Origin of the sequence: Achromobacter sp. UMC71 (assembly GCF_014170305.1) — a bacterium.
In the GTDB taxonomy this organism is placed as follows: Bacteria; Pseudomonadota; Gammaproteobacteria; order Burkholderiales; family Burkholderiaceae_B; genus Achromobacter.
Map to the genome: position 1 here is coordinate 21,047 of NZ_LZZT01000018.1, position 18,998 is coordinate 40,044.

Annotated in this window: 13 protein-coding genes; 8 read left to right on the forward strand and 5 right to left on the reverse strand. The window is 65.5% G+C overall.

The features are described from left to right. Window positions 1-13: 13 nt before the first annotated feature. The gene (locus A9974_RS09345; RefSeq protein ID WP_183003829.1) at window positions 14-2,065 is read left to right on the forward strand and encodes an OPT family oligopeptide transporter; all 2,052 of its coding nucleotides are present in this window, start codon (window positions 14-16) and stop codon (window positions 2,063-2,065) included. A 78-nt stretch (window positions 2,066-2,143) separates the two neighbouring features. Here A9974_RS09345 and A9974_RS09350 read toward each other — a convergent pair whose 3' ends face one another. From A9974_RS09350 to puuE, 4 genes are all read right to left on the reverse strand, one after another. After that, window positions 2,144-3,637, reverse strand: a complete 1,494-nt coding sequence (locus tag A9974_RS09350) for a nucleobase:cation symporter-2 family protein (RefSeq protein ID WP_183003830.1) — start codon at window positions 3,635-3,637, stop codon at window positions 2,144-2,146. A gap of 288 nt (window positions 3,638-3,925) precedes the next feature. Continuing rightward, window positions 3,926-5,155: a M20/M25/M40 family metallo-hydrolase gene (locus A9974_RS09355; protein ID WP_183003831.1), complete on the reverse strand. Its 1,230-nt coding sequence runs from the start codon at window positions 5,153-5,155 to the stop codon at window positions 3,926-3,928. Window positions 5,156-5,162: 7 nt separating this feature from the next. Next, entirely contained in the window at window positions 5,163-6,944 is a 1,782-nt protein-coding gene (uraD, locus tag A9974_RS09360) for a 2-oxo-4-hydroxy-4-carboxy-5-ureidoimidazoline decarboxylase (RefSeq protein WP_183003832.1), read from the reverse strand. Window positions 6,945-6,952: 8 nt separating this feature from the next. Then, the gene (gene puuE / locus A9974_RS09365; protein WP_183004131.1) at window positions 6,953-7,897 is read right to left on the reverse strand and encodes an allantoinase PuuE; all 945 of its coding nucleotides are present in this window, start codon (window positions 7,895-7,897) and stop codon (window positions 6,953-6,955) included. Window positions 7,898-8,087: 190 nt separating this feature from the next. On the opposite strand from puuE, the gene uraH reads away from it, so the two are divergent. Then, on the forward strand, window positions 8,088-8,438 hold the full coding sequence (gene uraH / locus A9974_RS09370; protein WP_183003833.1) for a hydroxyisourate hydrolase: 351 nt from the start codon (window positions 8,088-8,090) through the stop codon (window positions 8,436-8,438). 205 nt (window positions 8,439-8,643) lie between these two features. Next, window positions 8,644-9,849, forward strand: coding sequence for a urate hydroxylase PuuD (locus tag A9974_RS09375; RefSeq protein ID WP_183003834.1), 1,206 nt, complete (start codon window positions 8,644-8,646; stop codon window positions 9,847-9,849). A 131-nt stretch (window positions 9,850-9,980) separates the two neighbouring features. On the opposite strand, the gene A9974_RS09380 is transcribed toward A9974_RS09375, so the two are convergent. Then, window positions 9,981-10,997 (reverse strand): 1-aminocyclopropane-1-carboxylate deaminase, encoded by a 1,017-nt coding sequence (locus A9974_RS09380; RefSeq protein ID WP_183003835.1) that lies wholly within the window; start codon window positions 10,995-10,997, stop codon window positions 9,981-9,983. Window positions 10,998-11,187: 190 nt separating this feature from the next. On the opposite strand from A9974_RS09380, the gene A9974_RS09385 reads away from it, so the two are divergent. The 5 genes from A9974_RS09385 (at window position 11,188) to zapE (ending at window position 18,909) form a co-directional block, all read left to right on the forward strand. Next, window positions 11,188-11,658 (forward strand): Lrp/AsnC family transcriptional regulator, encoded by a 471-nt coding sequence (locus tag A9974_RS09385; protein WP_183003836.1) that lies wholly within the window; start codon window positions 11,188-11,190, stop codon window positions 11,656-11,658. A gap of 327 nt (window positions 11,659-11,985) precedes the next feature. After that, window positions 11,986-14,853, forward strand: coding sequence for a 2-oxoglutarate dehydrogenase E1 component (locus tag A9974_RS09390; protein ID WP_175191095.1), 2,868 nt, complete (start codon window positions 11,986-11,988; stop codon window positions 14,851-14,853). A gap of 102 nt (window positions 14,854-14,955) precedes the next feature. After that, window positions 14,956-16,188: a 2-oxoglutarate dehydrogenase complex dihydrolipoyllysine-residue succinyltransferase gene (odhB, locus tag A9974_RS09395; protein WP_183003837.1), complete on the forward strand. Its 1,233-nt coding sequence runs from the start codon at window positions 14,956-14,958 to the stop codon at window positions 16,186-16,188. 120 nt (window positions 16,189-16,308) lie between these two features. Then, a complete protein-coding gene (gene lpdA / locus A9974_RS09400; RefSeq protein WP_183003838.1) occupies window positions 16,309-17,736 on the forward strand; it encodes a dihydrolipoyl dehydrogenase in 1,428 nt (475 codons plus the stop codon). 81 nt (window positions 17,737-17,817) lie between these two features. Further along, on the forward strand, window positions 17,818-18,909 hold the full coding sequence (gene zapE / locus A9974_RS09405) for a cell division protein ZapE (RefSeq protein WP_183003839.1): 1,092 nt from the start codon (window positions 17,818-17,820) through the stop codon (window positions 18,907-18,909). The last annotated feature ends 89 nt before the right edge of the window (window positions 18,910-18,998 follow it).

Below are 18,998 nucleotides of genomic sequence, written 5' to 3' on the forward strand. Positions count from 1 at the left end.
TAGGGAGACTTCAATGACTCAACCCACTCGCGTCCCGGCGGAAGTCACGCTGCCGGAACTGACGTTCCGCGGCATCTTGCTGGGCGCGTTGATCACCATCATCTTCACCGCCTCCAATGTGTTCCTGGGGCTCAAGGTCGGCCTGACGTTCTCGTCGGCCATTCCCGCGGCGGTGATATCCATGTCGGTGCTGCGCCTGTTCAAGGATGCCAACATCCTTGAAAACAACATGGTGCAGACGCAGGCCTCGGCGGCCGGCACGCTATCCTCCATCATCTTTATCCTGCCCGCTCTGGTCATGATGGGCCACTGGCAAGGCTTTCCGTTCTGGCAGACCCTGGGCATCTGCGCAGCCGGCGGCATGTTGGGCGTGATGTTCACGATTCCGCTGCGCCACGTGATGGTGGTGCAAAGCGACCTGCCCTATCCGGAAGGCGTGGCGGCTGCCGAAATCCTGCGGGTGGGCAGCGCCGAGCGCGCCCAGGATGCGGCGGAAGAGGCCGGCCGGGCGCCGGCCAAGCCGGCCGCCACTGGCATGGGCGATATCGTCAGCGGCGGCGCAGTGGCCGCGGTGGTCAGCTTCGCGGCCAGCGGCCTGCGGGTGCTGGGCGACGGCGTCAGCGGCTGGTTCTCGCTGGGCGGCGCGGTCTTCCGCCTGCCGATGGGCTTTTCGCTGGCACTGTTGGGCGCCGGCTACCTGATCGGCATCGTCGCGGGCCTGGCGATGCTGGTCGGGCTGGTGATCTCGTGGGGCATCGCGGTGCCGATCCTGACCGCCATGGCCGACATTCCCGCCAACATGTCGCTGGAAAAGTTCGCCACCGGCCTGTGGGCCTCGCAGGTGCGCTTCATCGGCGCGGGCGTGATCGGGGTGGGCGCCATCTGGACGCTGGCCACGCTGTTCGTGCCGATGGCGCGCGGCGTCAAGGCGTCGTTTTCGGCTTTGACCCGCGCGGGCGCCGCCCGGGCCGGCCAGGCGCCGCGCACCGAGCGCGATCTGTCGGCCGGCTGGATCTCGGTCGTGACGCTGATCCTGGTGGCGGTGCTGGTGATCACGTTCCAGGTGTTCCTGGGCGGCGCGCCGCTGTCGGCGGCGGCGGTCTGGAAACTGGTGGCCTACGCGGTGCTGTTCGCCTTCGTGTTCGGCTTCCTGGTGGCGGCCGCCTGCGGCTACATGGCCGGCCTGGTGGGCTCGTCGACCAGCCCGATCTCGGGTGTGGGCATCGTGGCCATCGTGCTGGTGTCCTTGCTGATGCTGGCCTTGGGCGGTGAATTGCTGGCGGTGCAGAACGGCGTGCAGATGGCGATCGCGCTGGCGATCTTCAGCACCTCGGCCGTGGTGGCGGTGGCCTCGATCTCGAACGATAACCTGCAGGACCTGAAGACCGGCTGGCTGGTGGGCGCAACGCCGTGGCGCCAGCAGGTGGCGCTGCTGATCGGTTGCGTGGTCGGCGCGGCGGTGATCTCGCCGGTGCTGGAGCTGCTGTACAACGCCTACGGTTTTGCCGACGCCATGCCGCGCGAAGGCATGGACGCCAGCCAGGCGCTGTCGGCGCCGCAGGCGACGCTGATGCTGGCGATCGCGCGCGGTATTTTCACGCACCAGCTGAACTGGACCATGATCTTGATCGGCATGGCGGTGGGCGTGGGCCTGATCGTGGTGGACGAGATCCTCAAGCGCACCTGCAAGGTGGCCCGCATTCCGGTGCTGGCGGTGGGCATCGGCATCTACCTGCCGCCCACGGTGGCGGCGCCCATCGTCGCCGGCGCGCTGTTGGCCTGGCTGCTCGAGCGTGCGCTGCGCCGTCGCGCCCAGGCTGCGGGCAAGCCGTACGAGCAGTTCGCCGACGCGGCCAACCGCCGCGGCGTGCTGATCGCTTCGGGGCTGATCGTGGGGGAAAGCCTGGTGGGCGTCGTGATGGCCGCCATCATCGGCGCTGCCGGCACCGATGCGCCGCTGGCGATTGCGGGCGAGGACTTTGCCCGTACGGCCTCGTTCCTGGGGCTGGCGGTGTTTGTGGCGGTCGCGGTGCTGTTCTGGCGCCGCGTGATGCGCTTGGCGTAGGGCGTCAGAAGGCAAGCACGGATCGCCAGGGCGGGCTCGCATCGCTCGTGCGATCCCGGCGGCGAGGGCGGCCGCCGTTCAGTGCTTCTCGGCTTGCAGCGCCGCCGCAATGACGGCGCGCTCGTCGCAGGCGGTGCCGTTCAGAAAGGCATTGAGCAGCACCGCCGATATCGACGCCAGCAAGATGCCGGATTCCAGCAGCGTATGCAGCGAATGCGGCAGCCATTGCTTGAAGTCCGGTGCGATCAACGGGACCATGCCGATGCCGATCGACACTGCCACGATCATGGCGTTGTGGCGGTTGCCCTTGAAATCCACGCCGGAAAGAATGCGGATGCCGGTGGCGGCGACCATGCCGAACATGACGATGCCGGCGCCGCCCAGCACCACGGTGGGCAGCGATTCCACCAGCGCGGCCATCTTGGGCAGCAGGCCCAGCACTACCAGAATCACGCCGCCGGCCACGCAGACAAAGCGGCTCTTCACGCCGGTCACCGCGACCAGCCCGACGTTCTGTGAAAAGCTGGTGTACGGAAAGGTGTTGAACACGCCGCCGATCACGGTGCCCAGCCCGTCGGTGCGCAGGCCGCGCGCCAGATCCTGCTGGTCGACCTTACGGCCGGTCATTTCCCCCAACGCCAGGAACATGCCGGTGGATTCGATCATGACCACCACCATGATCAGCGACATGCTCAGGATCAGCATCGGGTCGAACCGGGGCATGCCAAAGTGGAACGGCAGCACGATGTCGACCCACTCGGCCCGGCCGATTTTCTCGAAGGTCATGATGCCTAGCGCGGATGCGGCTACCGCGCCGATCACGATGCCCAGCAGCACGGAGATGTTGGCGACGAAGCCGCGCGCGTATTTGACGATAAGCAGGATGGACGCCAGCACCAGCGCGGCCACGGCCAGGCCGGCGGGATCCGCATAGCGCGGATTCAGCATCGATGGCCGGATGGCGAAGCCTTGCGGTACGGGCGGAATCGGGCTGCCGGGCGAGGTGACCTGCGCCAGCCACTGCGTGTAGACCGGGTCGACGATGACCGGCGCGGTGGGACCGGCGGGATTGCCGAAGATCCAGTTGATGCCCACGCGCATCAAGGTGATGCCGATCAGGGTGATGATGGTGCCCGTCACAACAGGCGGGAAGAATCGCAGCATCTTGCTGATCAGCGGCGCGATCAGTATCGATACGATGCCCGCTCCGATGATGGTGCCGAACAGGGTCTGCGCGCCAGCGGCGCCCGGATGGGCATTGGCCATGGCCACCATGGGCGCCACCGACGCGAAGGTGACGCCCATCATCACCGGCAGCTTGATGCCGAACCACTGCGTGGCGCCCAGGGCCTGGATCAAGGTCACCAAGCCGCAACAGAACAGGTCGGCCGAGATCAGCATGGCGACTTCGGCCGGCGTCAGGTTCAGGGCGCGGCCCACGATCAGTGGCACCGCCACCGCGCCGGCGTACATCACCAGCACGTGTTGCAAACCCAACGCCGCGAGCTTGCCGGCGGGCAGGCGCTGGTCGACGGGATGAACCTCGGGGGACAAGCTGGGTGCTGCCTGCATAGCGGAAGTCTCCTGCCGGAGTAGGGATTCGGTCGGGTAAGGGTCCTGAGATACTTTTGTGTGTACTGAAAATGTATACAAAGCGAGGCGCGGGCTGAATAGAGGAAAACCCGTGCCGGGCATAGGGATACGGCTATCTGGGCGAGGAGACTGCTCTGGGAGAGCGGGGGAGTGCTGTGCGGGGAAGGGCCGCATCACGCCGCAGCGCCAGGCAGGTCGTCGCAGGCCCGTCTTTGGCCGCCTGACCGCTGGCCCGGTCCGCGTTCGCGGTCAGGGCCAGGCGGCTCGTCAGGCCGGTTGCAGCAGGTCCGCCAGCGTGCGCGCGATGACTTTGGTGGCGCGCCGCAGGTCTTCGAGCGCGACGCGTTCGTCGTTGCGCTTGGCGTGCGACTCAAGCACCGTGCGCGGGCCGGCGCCGTAGATCACACCGGGGATGCCGGCTTCGGCATACAGGCGCACGTCGGTGTAGAGCGGCGTGCCCATGGCCGGTATCGGTTCGCCGAAGACGGCTTCGCCGTGCTTCTGGATGGCGCTGACCAGTGGCTGGTTGCCCGGCAGGGGGCGCATGGAATTGGCCAGCAGCAAGCGCTTGATCTCGACCTGGATGCCGGGGGACTGCGCGGCGGCTTCCTGGATGATGCGGCGGATATCGGCTTCGACCTCGACGGCGTTTTCTTCGGGGATCATGCGGCGGTCGAGCTTGAAGCTGACCTTGCCGGGCACCACGTTGGTGTTGGTGCCGCCTTCAATGCGTCCGATATTCAGGTAGGGGTGCGAGATGCCGGGCACCGCGGAAGTCACCTGCTGGTAAAGCGTGTTCTGCGCATACAGCGCGTTCAGGATCTTGACCGCGCCTTGCAGCGCATCGACGCCGCTGGCGGGAATGGCGGCATGCGCCATCTTGCCGTGCACCGTCACTTCCATTTGCAGGCAGCCGTTGTGCGCCGTGACGACTTCGTAGCTGAAGCCGGCTGCGATCAGCAGGTCGGGCTTGGTCAGGCCCTGGCGCAGCAGCCAGCCGGGGCCGAGCAGCCCGCCGAATTCCTCGTCGTAGGTGAAGTGCAGTTCGACCGAGCCATGGCTGGGCCGGGCCACGGCCTCCAGGGCACGCACGGCGAAGGTGAAGCTGGCGAAGTCGCTCTTGCTGACCGCGGCGGCACGGCCGTACAGGCTGCCGTTGTCGATCTCGGCGCCGTAGGGATCGTGCTGCCAGCCGTCGCCGGGCGGCACCACGTCGCCGTGCGCATTGAGCGCCACGCGCAGGCCCGGGCCGTATTCGCGCCGCACGATCAGGTTGGTGATGGATTGCAGGCCGTAATCCTGGACTTCCTGGGCCGGCACGGCATGCGCTTCGGCATCGAAGCCGAAGTCCTGCAGCAGTTCGGCGGTGCGCAGGGCGTGCGGGGCATTGTTGCCCGGCGGCGTGTCGGTGGGCACGCGCACCAGGGATTGCAGGAAGCGGACTTCTTCGTCGAAGTGGGCGTCGACCCAGGCGTCGAGGCGGGCGTAGTCGGTCATGGTGTGTCTAGCGAGGGGAGATGTCGTGGGCAAGATCGTCCAGCAGGCCTTGCATGGCAAGCGCGGCCAGCTGCATGTCGTCTCGGGTGGTGGATTCGCGGGGGTTGTGGCTGATGCCGCCATTCTGGCCGCGCACAAACAGCATGGCTTGCGGCATGACTTCGTGCAGCTTCATGGCGTCGTGGCCGGCGCCGCTGGGCATGCGGTGCACGGGCACGCCCAGGGCGTCGACCGCGCGCTCCCAGCGTTGCTGCCAGTCGGGCGCGCTGGGCGCGGCCGAGGCGCGCATGGTTTCCTCGAGGGTGTAGCGCACGCCGCGCCGTTCGCAGATGGCTGCCAGTTCGGCCAGCACGTCATTGACCAGGGCGTCGCGCTGCGGGTCGCTGGGCGCGCGCAGGTCGAGGCTGAAGCGGCATTCGCCGGGCACCACGTTGATCGAACCGCTGGGCACTTCGAGCATGCCGATGGTGCCGACCGAATCGCCGTCGCGAGCCGCGCGCTGTTCCAGATACAGCGCCAGTTCGGCGGTGGCCGCGGCGGCGTCGCGGCGCCGGTTCATGGGCGTGGTGCCGGCGTGGCAGGCCACGCCTAGCACCTGCACCTGGTAGCGCACGCTGCCATTGATGGACGTGACGATACCCAGCGGCAAGCCCATTTCGTACAGGACGGGGCCCTGTTCGATGTGGACTTCGATGAAGCCCAGGTAGCGGCTGGCGTCGCGGCGCAGTTTAGGGATGTCGTCGATGCACAGGCCGGCGTGCTGCATGGCCTCGCGCATGGTGATGCCCTGGGCGTCCTTCTGGTCCAGCCAATGCGGCTTGAAGTCGCCGATCAGGGCGCCGGAACCCAGGAAGGTGGCGCGGTAGCGCTGGCCTTCTTCTTCGGCGAAACCGATGACCTCGAGCTGGTAGGGCAGGCGCCGGCCCTTGCGGTGCAGTTCGCGCACGCAGGCCATGGGCACGAAGATGCCCAGCCGGCCGTCGTACTTGCCGCCGTTGCGCACGGTGTCGTAGTGGCTGCCGGTCATCAGCGTGGGGGCGTCCGGCCGATCGCCGTGGTAGCGGCCGACCACGTTGCCGACGGCGTCGATCTCGACTTCGTCGAAGCCGCAATCGCGCATCCAGTGCGAAATGCGCTGCGCGCAGGCGCGGTGTGCGTCGGTCAGGTAGGTGACGGTGAGCTGGCCCTTTTCGGCATAGCCGGAATCGCTGTGCGTCGCCAGGCGTTCCTGCCAGTCCCAGATGTCGTTGCCCAGCGCCAGGTCCTGGCCGAACTTGTCGGCCAGGCGCAACTGGGCGATGCGGTGGATGTTGCGCAGGGCTTCATCGCGCTCGATGTCCGGCGGGTTGTCCAGGCGGCGCGCGAATTCATCGATGATCTGCGCGCGGGTCAGGCCGAGGCCGCGCGCGCCGCGCACCGCCAGGATGAACGGGAAGCCGAAGCGGGCGTTGTAATCCGCGTTCAGCTGCTGCAGGCGTTCGAATTCCTCGGGCGAGCAATGCGTCAGGCCCGCCTGGGATTGTTCGTGGGTGGATTCGGCCGTCAGGTCCTGGCGCAGCATGGCGCGGCCGGCCAGTTCCGGGTGGGCGCGGATCAGTGCCAGGCGCGCGTCCAGCGGGGCGGCATCCACGGCGCGTTGCAACTGGTCCTGCAGATGCGCCAACGACCGGAACGGCCGGGCGTCCAGCGCCTGGCGGGCGATCCAGGGCGAATGCTCGTAGACGCCGTCGAGCATCGCGCAGGCGGCGTCGGGCGTGGCGGTATTGAGGTGTTCCAGGGTGTGGGCCATGGCGGGGCTCAACGGTTGGGAGTGTAGGGATGGGTGGCCTTCCAGTGCCGGGCGATGTCCAGCCGGCGGCACACCCAGACGCGGTCGTGGCGCGCGATATGGTCCAGGAAGCGCTGCAGCGCCATGATGCGGCCGGGGCGGCCCAGCAGGCGGCAGTGCATGCCGATGCTGAGCATCTTGGGCGCCTCGTCGCCTTCGGCATAGAGCGCGTCGAAACTGTCCTTGAGGTATTGGAAGAACGGGTCGGCGTGCGAGTACCCCTGCGGCAGTGCAAAGCGCATGTCGTTGCAATCCAGCGTGTAGGGCACGATCAGTTGCGGCACGACGCTGCCGTCGGTCTTTTGCACCTGCATCCAGAAGGGCAGGTCGTCGCCGTAGTAGTCGCTGTCGTAGTCGAAGCCGCCGTAGTCGGCCACCAGCCGGCGCGTGCGCGGGCTGTCGCGTCCGGTATACCAGCCCAGCGGGCGCTGGCCGGTGAGCTGGGTGATGGCGTCCATGCCCAGGCGCATGTGTTCGCGCTCGGTGGCCTCGTTGATGTTCTGGTAATGAATCCAGCGCCAGCCATGGCAGGCGATCTCGTGGCCGAGCTCGACGAAGGCGGCGGTCAGTTCGGGGTGGCGCTGCAACGCCATGCCGACGCCGAACACGGTCAGCGGCAACTGGCGCTTTTCGAATTCACGCAGGATGCGCCACACGCCGGCCCGCGAGCCATACTCGTAGATGCCGTCCATGCTGACATGGCGTTCGGGGTAGCTGGCCGGATTGAACATCTCGGACAGGAACTGTTCGGACCCAGCGTCGCCATGCAGGACGTGGTTTTCGCCGCCTTCTTCGTAGTTCAGCACGAACTGGACAGCGATGCGGGCCCGGCCCGGCCACTGCGCGTGCGGCGGGTTGCGGCCGTAGCCGACCAGGTCACGGGGGTAGGGCAGCGTGGAATCGTAGATGGCCATGACGGTGGGGCGTAAGGCCGGCAAGCGCCGGCTGCGGTTGATTTGGAGGGGCTTGCCTGGGGGCGGCGGGCCGCGTCATTCATGATGGGTTAAACAATAGCTGGAAAGCAATAATCTGTATACAATTTCTGTGCACTATCCAGGATAACCATGAGACGCCCGGGCGCCGTCCCGGGCACACGGAGGCGCCATGGGCTTGACCACGCACGTACTCGACACCATGCACGGTTGTCCCGCCGCCGGCATGTCGGTGGCGCTGTATGCGACTGACGGCGACGCGGCCACGCCGCTCAGCCGCTTCACCCTGAACGCCGATGGCCGCAGCGCCGGGCCGCTGTTCGCCGATGGCGACCTGAAGGTCGGCACCTATCGCCTGGTGTTCGACGTGGCGGGATACTTCAAGGCGCGCGGCGTGGTCTTGCCGGAACCCAACTTCCTGAACCGCGTCAGCCTGGACTTCGGCGTGGCGCGCACTGACCAGCACTATCACGTGCCGCTGCTCGTCAGCCCCTGGAGCTACTCTACCTACCGCGGCTCCTGAGTCTCGCGCATCAGGGTATTCCTGATGTGCCGCCGTGCCCGCCGGCATGGTTTCGTAAACAAAATCTGCATACAATTCTTCGATCTCGATCGCAGCGGTGCGGGGCCTGCCGGCCTTGTGCGCGATCCGTCTTCTGCTTACAGCGCCCGCGGTGGTAGGCAGTGTGGCGGTGCCCTATACGGCCCGCCCGCTGCGAGGGGCATGCATGGAAAGCTACTACCTGGATTGGGTCAACCTGCTGCTGCGCTGGGCCCACATCATCACAGGCATCGCCTGGATCGGCACGTCGTTCTACTTCGTCATGCTGGACAACAGCCTGGAGAAACCGCGCGATGCCGACTCCCTGGAAAAAGGCGTAGGCGGCGAGCAGTGGGCGCTGCACGGCGGCGGCTTCTACAACATGCAGAAGTACGCGGTGCAACCCAAGAAACTGCCGGAACACCTGCACTGGTCGTTCCTCGAAAGCTACAGCACCTGGGTCACCGGCTTCCTGCTGTTCTCCATGTCCTATTTGTGGAATGCCAGCACCTACCTGATCGACCGCTCCAAAATGGATTGGTCGCCGTCGACCGCGGTGATGGTGGCGTTGGCGTTCTTCGTGGCGTTCTGGTTCGTGTACGACGGCATCTGCCGTCTGTTCGGCCGCGGCAAGCATGGCGACCGCATCGTCGGCGTGCTGGTGGCGCTGTTCATCGTGCTGGCGTCGTGGCTGGCCTGCCACTGGTTCGCGGGGCGCGCCGCCTTCCTGCTGGTGGGCGCCATGATGGCCACTACCATGAGCGCCAACGTCTGTTTCTGGATCATCCCGGGGCAGCGCCGCAACGTGGCCGCGATGCGCGCGGGCAAGCCCGTGGATCCGGCCAATGGCCAGCGCGGCAAGCAGCGCAGCGTACACAACACCTATTTCACGCTGCCGGTGCTGTTCGCCATGATGAGCAACCACTACAGCTTCACCTACACGCATGCCTACAACTGGATCGTGCTGCTGCTGATCATGCTGGGCGGCGCCGCGATCCGGCAGTTCTTCGTGGTGCGCCACCGCTTCAAGCTGGGCAATGCGAGCAACCCCTGGCCCTATGCTTTGCTGGGCGTGGCGGTGCTGGGCCTGACCATCGTCTGGATGCAGCCGGCGCCGGTGGCGGCCGCCGTTGCCGCGTCCGCGCCGGTCGAGGTGCCGTATGCGCAGGTGCGGCAGGTGTTCGAGCAGCGCTGCCTGCTGTGCCACGGCGCGCAGGTGCAGATGAAGGGCGTGCGGCTGGATTCGCCCGAGCAGGTCGCCACGCACGCCCAGGCGGTCTACCAGCAGGCGGTGGTGTCCAGGATCATGCCGATGGGCAATTCCACCGGCATGACCGATGACGAGCGGGCTCTGATTGGCGCCTGGTTCCAGGCGGGCGCCAAAACGCAGTAGGGGGTGGCCGGCCAGGGGGGGGGCGGCCAGTTGCGGCTGGCCAGGCTTGACCCGTCAGGGACGGCCGACGCCCCGGGCTTGCGGGTCAGCGCAGGTCGCCGGCGGGCCAGCCCATCGCCCCGAAGCCGCCGTCAGCCGTTGCGGTAGAGAAAGCTATAGGCGTTGATCGCCGGTACCCCCCCTAGATGCGCGTACAGCACCCGGGAGCCCGCGGGAATTTCCCCGCGGCGTACGATGTCCATCATGCCCTGCATGGATTTTCCTTCGTAGACGGGGTCGGTCATCATCCCTTCGAGCCGGGCGCACAGGCGGATGGCCTCGTTGGTCTCGGCCGACGGCAGGCCGTAGGCGGGATAGGCGTAGCGTGTGTCCAGCACCACGTCGTTGTCCGTGATGGCGCGTTCCAGGCTCACCAGGTCGGCGGTGCGGCGCGCGATGCGCAGGATCTGCGCGCGGGTCTGGTCGGGCGTGGCCGAGGCGTCGATGCCGATGACGCGGTCGGCGCGGCCGTCGGCCGCAAAGCCCACCACCATGCCGGCTTGCGTGCTGCCGGTGACCGCGCAGACCACGATGTAATCGAACTTGAACCCCAGCTCGGCCTCCTGCCGCCGCACCTCTTCGGCAAAGCCGACATAGCCCAGGCCGCCCAGCTCGTGGTCCGACGCCCCGGCCGGGATGGCGTAGGGTTTGCCGCCGCGTTTTTTCACGTCTTCCAGCGCCTCTTCCCAGCTGCGGCGAAAGCCGATGTCAAAGCCCTGGTCCACCAGGCGCACGTCGGCACCCATCAGGCGGCTCATCATGATGTTGCCGACCCGGTCGTAAACCGCGTCCGAATAGTCCACCCAGTTTTCCTGCACCAGCACGCAGGCCAGGCCGAGCTTGGCGGCGACGGCGGCCACCATGCGGGTGTGGTTGGACTGGATGCCGCCGATGGTGACCAGGGTGTCGCAGCCTTGTTCCAGCGCCTGGGGGATCAGGTATTCCAGCTTGCGCAGCTTGTTGCCGCCGAACGCCAGGCCGCTGTTGCAGTCTTCACGCTTGGCGTAGATCTCGACCTTGCCGCCCAGGTGGGCCGACAGGCGGTCGAGTTTTTCGATGGGGGTGTCGCCGAAGGTCAGGCGGTGGCGGGGAAAGCGTTGCAGATCCATGCGGGCTCCTGGGAGTGGCGGTCCGGGCGAGGCTGCCGCGGATAGAAAAATCATAGGAATTGCAGGGGTTTGCAGTCAATTGCGTATTTTTTTAATTTCTGCGATTTAAATTTTTTACTCTTATTATTTTTGGATTTAATATTTATAGAATTCAAAAAATATAGAAATTAAATTTTCAGGGACGTATTAAATGGCCGCCATCTCCGAGCTGGATCGCATCGACCGCCAGATCCTGCGTCTGTTGCAACAGGACGCGCAGATCACCAACCTGGACCTGAGCGCGCGGGTGCACCTGAGCCCCGCGGCTTGCCTGCGGCGGGTCGAGAAGCTGAAGGCCGAAGGCATCATCAGGAAGACCGTGGCGCTGCTCGAGCCCGCCGAGGTCGAGATGGCCACCCTGGTCATCGTGGGCGTGGTGCTGGACCGCTCCACGCCCGAGTCCTTCACCGACTTCGAGGCCGCCGCGCGCGGCATCAGCGGCTGCCTGGAATGCCACCTGGTGGCGGGCGAATTCGACTACTTCCTGATGCTGCGCATCCGCGACCTGGAGCGCTTCAACAAGCTGCACGCGGGCGAGATCATCAAGTTGCCCGGCGTGCGCCAGATCCGTACTTTTTTCGTCTTGAAAGAGATACTGTCGACCACCGAACTGCCGGTGTGACGAGGCAAATGCGCAACACCCTGTCCGCAAGCCCCCAAAAATGCCGCAATGCGGCATTTTTGGTTAACGGAATTTGGTGGTGCGTAGACGGCGTATTTGCAGGGGTTCGACGGACATTCCAACTCCGCATGAAGCCATTCCGCGCACGCTTTTGCGTCACGCAAACGCAAGAAGACGCCCTTAAACTCAAAGGGTTATACTTTCATTCATACGGCTTTTAAGGCTTGTACGCGCCTTCTGCCCCTGCTATCCGCTCAACGGGAAGCCCGTGCCGCGGAAGGTTTTCCTGCATCGTGTCGAGTGAAGCACTCGTAAAGGTGAAGCGATATGTCTTCGGAAATAGAATCTCTATCCACGTCTTATCTCTTTGGGGGTAACGCCCCTTATGTTGAGGAGCTTTACGAAGCCTACCTCGACAATCCCGGTTCGGTACCTGACAACTGGCGCGAATATTTCGACCAGCTGCAACATGCTCCCGCCACCGACGGCCAGGAATCCACCCGCGACCAGGCCCACGCTCCCATCGTCGAATCGTTTGCCCAGCGCGCCAAGGCCAATGCCTTCGTGCAACGCGCCGCCGAACCCGACCTGAGCGTCGCCACCAAGCAGGTATCGGTGCAATCGCTGATTGCCGCCTACCGCTCGCTGGGTTCGCGCTGGGCCGACCTGGATCCGCTCAAGCGCCAGGAGCGTCCCCCGATCCCCGAACTCGATCCGGCCTTCTACGGCCTGACCGAAGCCGATCTGGACCAGACCTACTCGGCCACCAACACCTACTTCACGACCGCCAGCACCATGACGCTGCGCGACATCCTGAAGGCGCTGCGCGACACCTATTGCCGCAGCATCGGTGCTGAATTCACGCACATCTCCGACCCCGCCGCCAAGCGCTGGATCCAGGAACGCCTGGAAACCACCCTGGGCGCGCCTGCCTATTCGGTCGAAGAAAAGCGCCACATCCTGCAGCAGCTGACCGAGTCCGAAGGCCTCGAGCGCTTCCTGCACACCAAGTACGTCGGCCAGAAGCGCTTCTCGCTGGAAGGCGGCGAAAGCTTCATCGCCTCGATGGACGAAGTGGTGAACCACGCCGGTGAAAATGGCGTCCAGGAAATCGTGGTCGGCATGGCCCACCGCGGCCGCCTGAACCTGCTCGTGAACATCATGGGCAAGATGCCCGGCGACCTGTTCGCCGAGTTCGAAGGCAAGCACGCCGAAGGCCTGACCGACGGCGACGTGAAGTACCACAACGGCTTCTCGAGCGACCTGTCCACCCGTGGCGGTCCGGTCCACCTGTCGCTGGCGTTCAACCCGTCCCACCTTGAAATCGTCAACCCCGTGGTCGAAGGCAGCGCGCGCGCTCGCCAGGAACGCCGGGGCGATGCCGAAGGCAAGCAAGTGCTGCCGGTGCTGGTGCACGGCGACGCGGCTTTCGCCGGCCAAGGCGTGGTGATGGAAACCCTGAACCTGGCCCAGACCCGCGGCTACGGCACGGGCGGCACGCTGCACATCGTCATCAACAACCAGATCGGCTTCACCACGTCCGACCCGCGTGACTCGCGTTCGACGCTGTATTGCACCGACGTGGTCAAGATGATCGAAGCCCCGGTGTTCCACGTCAACGGCGACGATCCCGAAGCCGTGGTGTTCGTCACCAAGCTGGCGCTGGACTACCGCCTACAGTTCCGCCACGACATCGTCGTGGACATCGTCTGCTTCCGCAAGCTGGGCCACAACGAGCAAGACACCCCGTCGCTGACGCAGCCCCTGATGTACAAGCGCATCGGCCATCACCCCGGCACGCGCAAGCTGTACGCCGACAAGCTGACCACGCAAGGCGTACTGGCTGAAGGCGAAGCCGACCAGCTGGTCAAGGACTACCGCCAGCTGATGGAAGACGGCCAGCGCACCATCGAACCGGTGCTGACCGACTACAAGAGCAAGTACGCCATCGACTGGTCGCCGTTCCTGGGCGCCAAGTGGACCGACCAGGCCGACACCGCCGTGCCGCTGGCTGAACTGAAGCGCATCGGCGAACGCATCACCACCGTGCCGGAAGGCTTCACGGTGCACCCGCTGGTCGCCAAGCTGCTGAACGACCGCCGCACCATGGCCAAGGGCGAAATGAACCTGGACTGGGGCATGGGCGAACACCTCGCCTTCGCCACCCTGGTGTCGTCGGGCTACGCCATCCGCATCACCGGCCAGGACTCGGGCCGCGGCACGTTCACGCACCGCCACGCCGTGCTGCACGACCAGAACCGCGAACGCTGGAACGACGGCACCTACATCCCGCTGCAGAACGTCTCGGAAGGCCAGGCGCCGTTCACCGTGATCGACTCCGTGCTGTCCGAAGAGGCGGTGCTGGGCTTTGAATACGGCTACTCCAGCGCCGAACCGAACACGCTGACCATCTGGGAAGGCCAGTTCGGCGACTTCGTCAACGGCGCCCAGGTCGTGATCGACCAGTTCATCAGTTCCGGCGAAGCCAAGTGGGGCCGCCAGTCGGGCCTGACCCTGATGCTGCCGCACGGCTACGAAGGCCAAGGCCCCGAGCACTCGTCGGGCCGCATCGAGCGCTTCCTGCAACTGTGCGCCGACAACAACATGCAAGTGGTGCAGCCGACCTCGGCTTCGCAGATCTTCCATGTGCTGCGCCGCCAGATGATCCGCCCGTTCCGCAAGCCGCTGGTGCTGTTCACGCCGAAGTCGCTGCTGCGCAACAAGGACGCGGGTTCGCCTCTGACCGATCTGGCCGGCGGCAGCTTCCGCCCGGTCATCGGCGAGGTCGACGAAGCCATCGACGCCAGCAAGGTCAAGCGCGTGCTGGCTTGCTCGGGCAAGGTCTACTATGACTTGGTCAATGCCCGCCGCGAACGTGGCGCCGACAACGTCGCCATCGTCCGCGTCGAGCAGCTGTACCCGTTTGCGCACAAGTCGTTCGAGACCGAACTGCGCAAGTACCCCAAGGCGACGGAAGTCATCTGGGTGCAGGACGAACCGCAGAACCAAGGTGCGTGGTTCTACGTGCAGCATCACGTGTACGAGAACATGGTCGAAGGCCAAAAGCTGGGTTACGCAGGCCGCGCCGCTTCGGCGTCGCCGGCAGTGGGTTACCTGGCCAAGCACCAGGAGCAACAGAAGGCGCTGATCGAAACGGCCTTCGCTCCGAAGTTCAAGGTCATGTTGACGAAGTAACGCTCACTGGATGCGCGCGCCGCGCGGCCAGGTTTCAGGAACCCCGTTTCGAACCTGGCCGCGCCGCGCCACAAGAACACACACATTTACGGAATAAACAAAATGGCTATTACCGACGTCGTCGTTCCCCAACTCTCCGAATCCGTTTCCGAAGCGACCCTGCTGACCTGGAAGAAGCAGCCCGGCGCCGCCGTTGAAGCGGACGAAATCCTGATCGAAGTCGAAACCGACAAGGTCGTGCTGGAAGTGCCGGCCCCCGCCTCGGGCGTGCTGGCTGAAATCGTCAAGGGCGATGGCAGCACCGTCACCTCGGGCGAAGTGCTGGCCCGCATCGACACCGCCGGCAAGGCCGCCGCCGCCGCGACCGCTCCCGCCGCCGAAGCGCCCAAGGCTGCCCAAGCCGCCGCTGCGCCGGCCGCTGCCGCGCCGGCCTCGACCGCCGCCGCTGGCGTGGCTTCGCCTGCTGCCGCCAAGATCCTGGCAGAAAAGGGCGTGGACGCCGCCAACGTGGCCGGCACCGGCCGTGACGGCCGTGTCACCAAGGGCGACGCCCTGAACGCCAGCGCTCCCGCCGCCAAGGCTGCTCCGGCCAAGGCCCCGGCCGCTCCCGCCCCGACCACGCTGTCGCTGGACGGCCGTCCGGAACAGCGCGTGCCGATGAGCCGCCTGCGCGCCCGCATCGCCGAGCGCCTGCTGCAATCGCAGCAAGAGAACGCGATCCTGACCACGTTCAACGAAGTGAACATGCAAGCGGTCATCGATCTGCGCAGCAAGTACAAGGACAAGTTCGAGAAAGAGCACGGCATCAAGCTGGGCTTCATGTCGTTCTTCGTCAAGGCCGCCGTTGCCGCCCTGAAGAAGTACCCGCTGATCAATGCCTCGATCGACGGCAAGGACATCATCTATCACGGCTACTTCGACATCGGCATCGCCGTGGGCAGCCCGCGCGGCCTGGTCGTGCCGATCCTGCGCAACGCCGACCAGCTGTCGATCGCTGAAATCGAAAAGACCATCGCCGACTTCGGCCGCCGCGCGGCCGACGGCAAGCTGGGCATTGAAGAAATGACCGGCGGCACCTTCTCGATCTCCAACGGCGGCGTGTTCGGTTCGATGCTGTCGACCCCGATCATCAACCCGCCGCAATCGGCCATCCTGGGCGTGCACGCCACCAAGGATCGTGCCGTGGTGGAAAACGGCCAGATCGTCATCCGCCCGATGAACTACCTGGCCCTGTCCTACGACCACCGCATCATCGACGGCCGCGAAGCCGTGCTGGGCCTGGTCGCCATGAAGGACGCCCTGGAAGATCCGCAGCGTCTGTTGCTGGACCTGTAATCTCGACGCCCCGGCCCCGGCGTCGCCGCGACCCTGCCGGTCCGCGGCGCCCCAGCCGGCCCAGAGCCGGCCCGGCGCGGGCGGGGCGGTCTTTCTCCAAATCTCATTCGCGAGAACACTATGTCCAAACAATTTGACGTCGTCGTCATTGGCGCGGGCCCCGGCGGCTACATCGCCGCCATCCGCGCCGCGCAGCTCGGCATGTCGGTCGCTTGCATCGACGCCTGGCAAAACGGCCAAGGCGGCCCGGCTCCCGGCGGCACGTGCACCAACGTCGGTTGCATCCCGTCCAAGGCGCTGCTGCAATCGTCCGAACACTTTGAACAAGCCAATCACCACTTCGCCGAGCACGGCATCGAAGTCAAGGGCGTCAGCCTGAAGCTCGACACGCTGATCGGCCGCAAGAACTCGGTGGTCAAGCAGAACAACGACGGCATCCTGTACCTGTTCAAGAAGAACAAGGTCACCTTCTTCCACGGCAAGGGCGCGTTCAGCGGCCAGGTCGACGGCGGCTGGGCCATCAAGGTCACCGGCACCACCGAAGAAGACCTGGTTGCCAAGCACGTCGTGGTCGCCACCGGTTCGTCGGCGCGCGAGCTGCCCGGCCTGCCGTTCGACGAAAAGGTCGTGCTGTCCAACGACGGCGCGCTGAACATCGGCGCCGTGCCCAAGACGCTGGGCGTGATCGGCGCCGGCGTGATCGGCCTGGAAATGGGCAGCGTGTGGCGCCGCCTGGGTTCCGAAGTCACCATCCTGGAAGCAATGCCTGAATTCCTGGCCGCCGCTGATGGTCAAGTGGCCAAGGAAGCCCTGAAGGCCTTCACCAAGCAAGGCCTGAACATCCAGATGGGCGTCAAGATCGGCGAGATCAAGGCGACCGCCAAGTCCGTGACCGTACCCTACGTCGATGCCAAGGGCGCCGAGCAGAAGCTGGTGGTGGACAAGCTGATCGTCTCGATCGGCCGCGTGCCCTACACCGGCGGCCTGAACGCCGACGTGGTGGGCCTGAAGCTGGACGAACGCGGCTTCGTGGCCGTGGACGGCGACTGCAAGACCAACCTGCCCAACGTCTGGGCGGTGGGCGACGTGGTGCGCGGCCCGATGCTGGCGCACAAGGCCGAGGAAGAAGGCGTGGCGGTTGCCGAGCGCATCGCCGGCCAGCACGGCCATGTCAACTTCGACACCGTGCCGTGGGTCATCTACACCTCGCCGGAAATTGCCTGGGTCGGCAAGACCGAGCAGCAACTCAAGGCCGAAGGCCGCGAGTACAAGGCCGGCAGCTTCCCGTTCCTGGCCAACGGCCGTGCCCGCGCCCTGGGTGACACCACCGGTTTTGCCAAGGTGATCGCCGACGCCAAGACCGATGAGGTCCTGGGCGTGCACATCGTGGGCCCGATGGCCTCGGAGCTGATCTCGGAAGCTGTGACCATCATGGAATTCCGCGGCGCCGCCGAAGACATCGCCCGCATCTGCCACGCGCACCCGACCCTGTCGGAAGCCGTGAAGGAAGCGGCGCTGGCCGTCGACAAGCGCGCGCTGAACTTCTGATCCTGCGCCGCGCGGCCGCATAGCCAAGGGGGCGGGTTCTCGGACCCGCCCTTTTTTTCATCCGCTTGACCTGCTCCTTCCATGAACGTCCGCGAATACTACGAACATGCCCTGGCCGAACGCGGCTACAAGCCTGACGACGCCCAGAAGAAGGCGATCGACCGGCTGCAGCGCTATTACGACGAATGGGTCAAGTTCAAGGCGATGCGCTCGAACGCGCTCAAGAAGCTGCTGAACCGCCCGGACGTGCCGCGCGGTGTGTATCTGTGGGGCGGGGTGGGGCGGGGCAAGAGCTTCCTGATGGACGCGTTCTATGCCACCGTGCCGGTGGTGCGCAAGACGCGGCTGCACTTTCACGAGTTCATGCGTGGCGTGCATCGCGAGCTGGAAGAAGTGAAGGGCATGCAAGACCCGCTGGACGAAGTGGCTAAGCGCGTGGCCAAGCGCTACCGTCTGATCTGTTTCGACGAATTCCACGTGTCCGACGTGGCCGACGCGATGATCCTGCACCGCCTGCTGTTCAAGCTGTTCGAATACGGCACGTCGTTCGTGATGACGTCCAACTACGAGCCGTCCACGCTGTACCCGGACGGCCTGCACCGCGACCGCGTGATGCCCGCGATCGAACTGATCCAGGCGCGCATGGACGTGATGAACGTGGACGCCGGGGTCGACTACCGCCGCCGTTCGCTCGAGCAGGTGCAGTGCTATCACTCGCCGCTGGACGAACATGCGCAACAGGCGCTGCAAGAGGCCTTCAACAGCTTGGCCGACACGCCGCCGCAAGAACCGCTGCTGCACATCGAACACCGGGAAATCCGTGCGCTGGCGCTGGCCGGTTCGGTGGTGTGGTTCGATTTCGCCACGCTTTGCGGCGGTCCGCGTTCGCAGAACGACTACCTGGAACTGGCCAACCGTTTTCATGCCGTGATCCTGTCGGGCGTGCCGCGCATGGGGCCGCGCCAGGCCTCGGAAGCGCGCCGCTTCACCTGGCTGATCGACGTGTTCTACGATCACAAGGTCAAGCTGATCATGTCGGCCGAGTGCGAACCCGAAGAGATCTATACCGAAGGCGCATTGGCCAACGAATTCCATCGCACCGTCTCGCGCATCCTGGAGATGCAGTCGCGCGAATACCTGGAAGCCGAACGCCGCCTCACGGTAACGTTGTAGTTATGCCGCAAGCCCACGTCCCGCAAGCCGGGGCGGCGCCGTTTGCGTACATAAAATTAGTAATGCAAGTCATTATCAATTAACATTTG

Coding starts and splice junctions, on each gene's coding strand:
- A9974_RS09345 (WP_183003829.1), top strand. CDS start 14: ATGACTCAACCCACTCGCGTCCCGGCGGAAGTCACGCTGCCGGAACTG.
- A9974_RS09350 (WP_183003830.1), bottom strand. CDS start 3,637: ATGCAGGCAGCACCCAGCTTGTCCCCCGAGGTTCATCCCGTCGACCAG.
- A9974_RS09355 (WP_183003831.1), bottom strand. CDS start 5,155: ATGACCGACTACGCCCGCCTCGACGCCTGGGTCGACGCCCACTTCGAC.
- uraD (WP_183003832.1), bottom strand. CDS start 6,944: ATGGCCCACACCCTGGAACACCTCAATACCGCCACGCCCGACGCCGCC.
- puuE (WP_183004131.1), bottom strand. CDS start 7,897: ATGGCCATCTACGATTCCACGCTGCCCTACCCCCGTGACCTGGTCGGC.
- uraH (WP_183003833.1), top strand. CDS start 8,088: ATGGGCTTGACCACGCACGTACTCGACACCATGCACGGTTGTCCCGCC.
- A9974_RS09375 (WP_183003834.1), top strand. CDS start 8,644: ATGGAAAGCTACTACCTGGATTGGGTCAACCTGCTGCTGCGCTGGGCC.
- A9974_RS09380 (WP_183003835.1), bottom strand. CDS start 10,997: ATGGATCTGCAACGCTTTCCCCGCCACCGCCTGACCTTCGGCGACACC.
- A9974_RS09385 (WP_183003836.1), top strand. CDS start 11,188: ATGGCCGCCATCTCCGAGCTGGATCGCATCGACCGCCAGATCCTGCGT.
- A9974_RS09390 (WP_175191095.1), top strand. CDS start 11,986: ATGTCTTCGGAAATAGAATCTCTATCCACGTCTTATCTCTTTGGGGGT.
- odhB (WP_183003837.1), top strand. CDS start 14,956: ATGGCTATTACCGACGTCGTCGTTCCCCAACTCTCCGAATCCGTTTCC.
- lpdA (WP_183003838.1), top strand. CDS start 16,309: ATGTCCAAACAATTTGACGTCGTCGTCATTGGCGCGGGCCCCGGCGGC.
- zapE (WP_183003839.1), top strand. CDS start 17,818: ATGAACGTCCGCGAATACTACGAACATGCCCTGGCCGAACGCGGCTAC.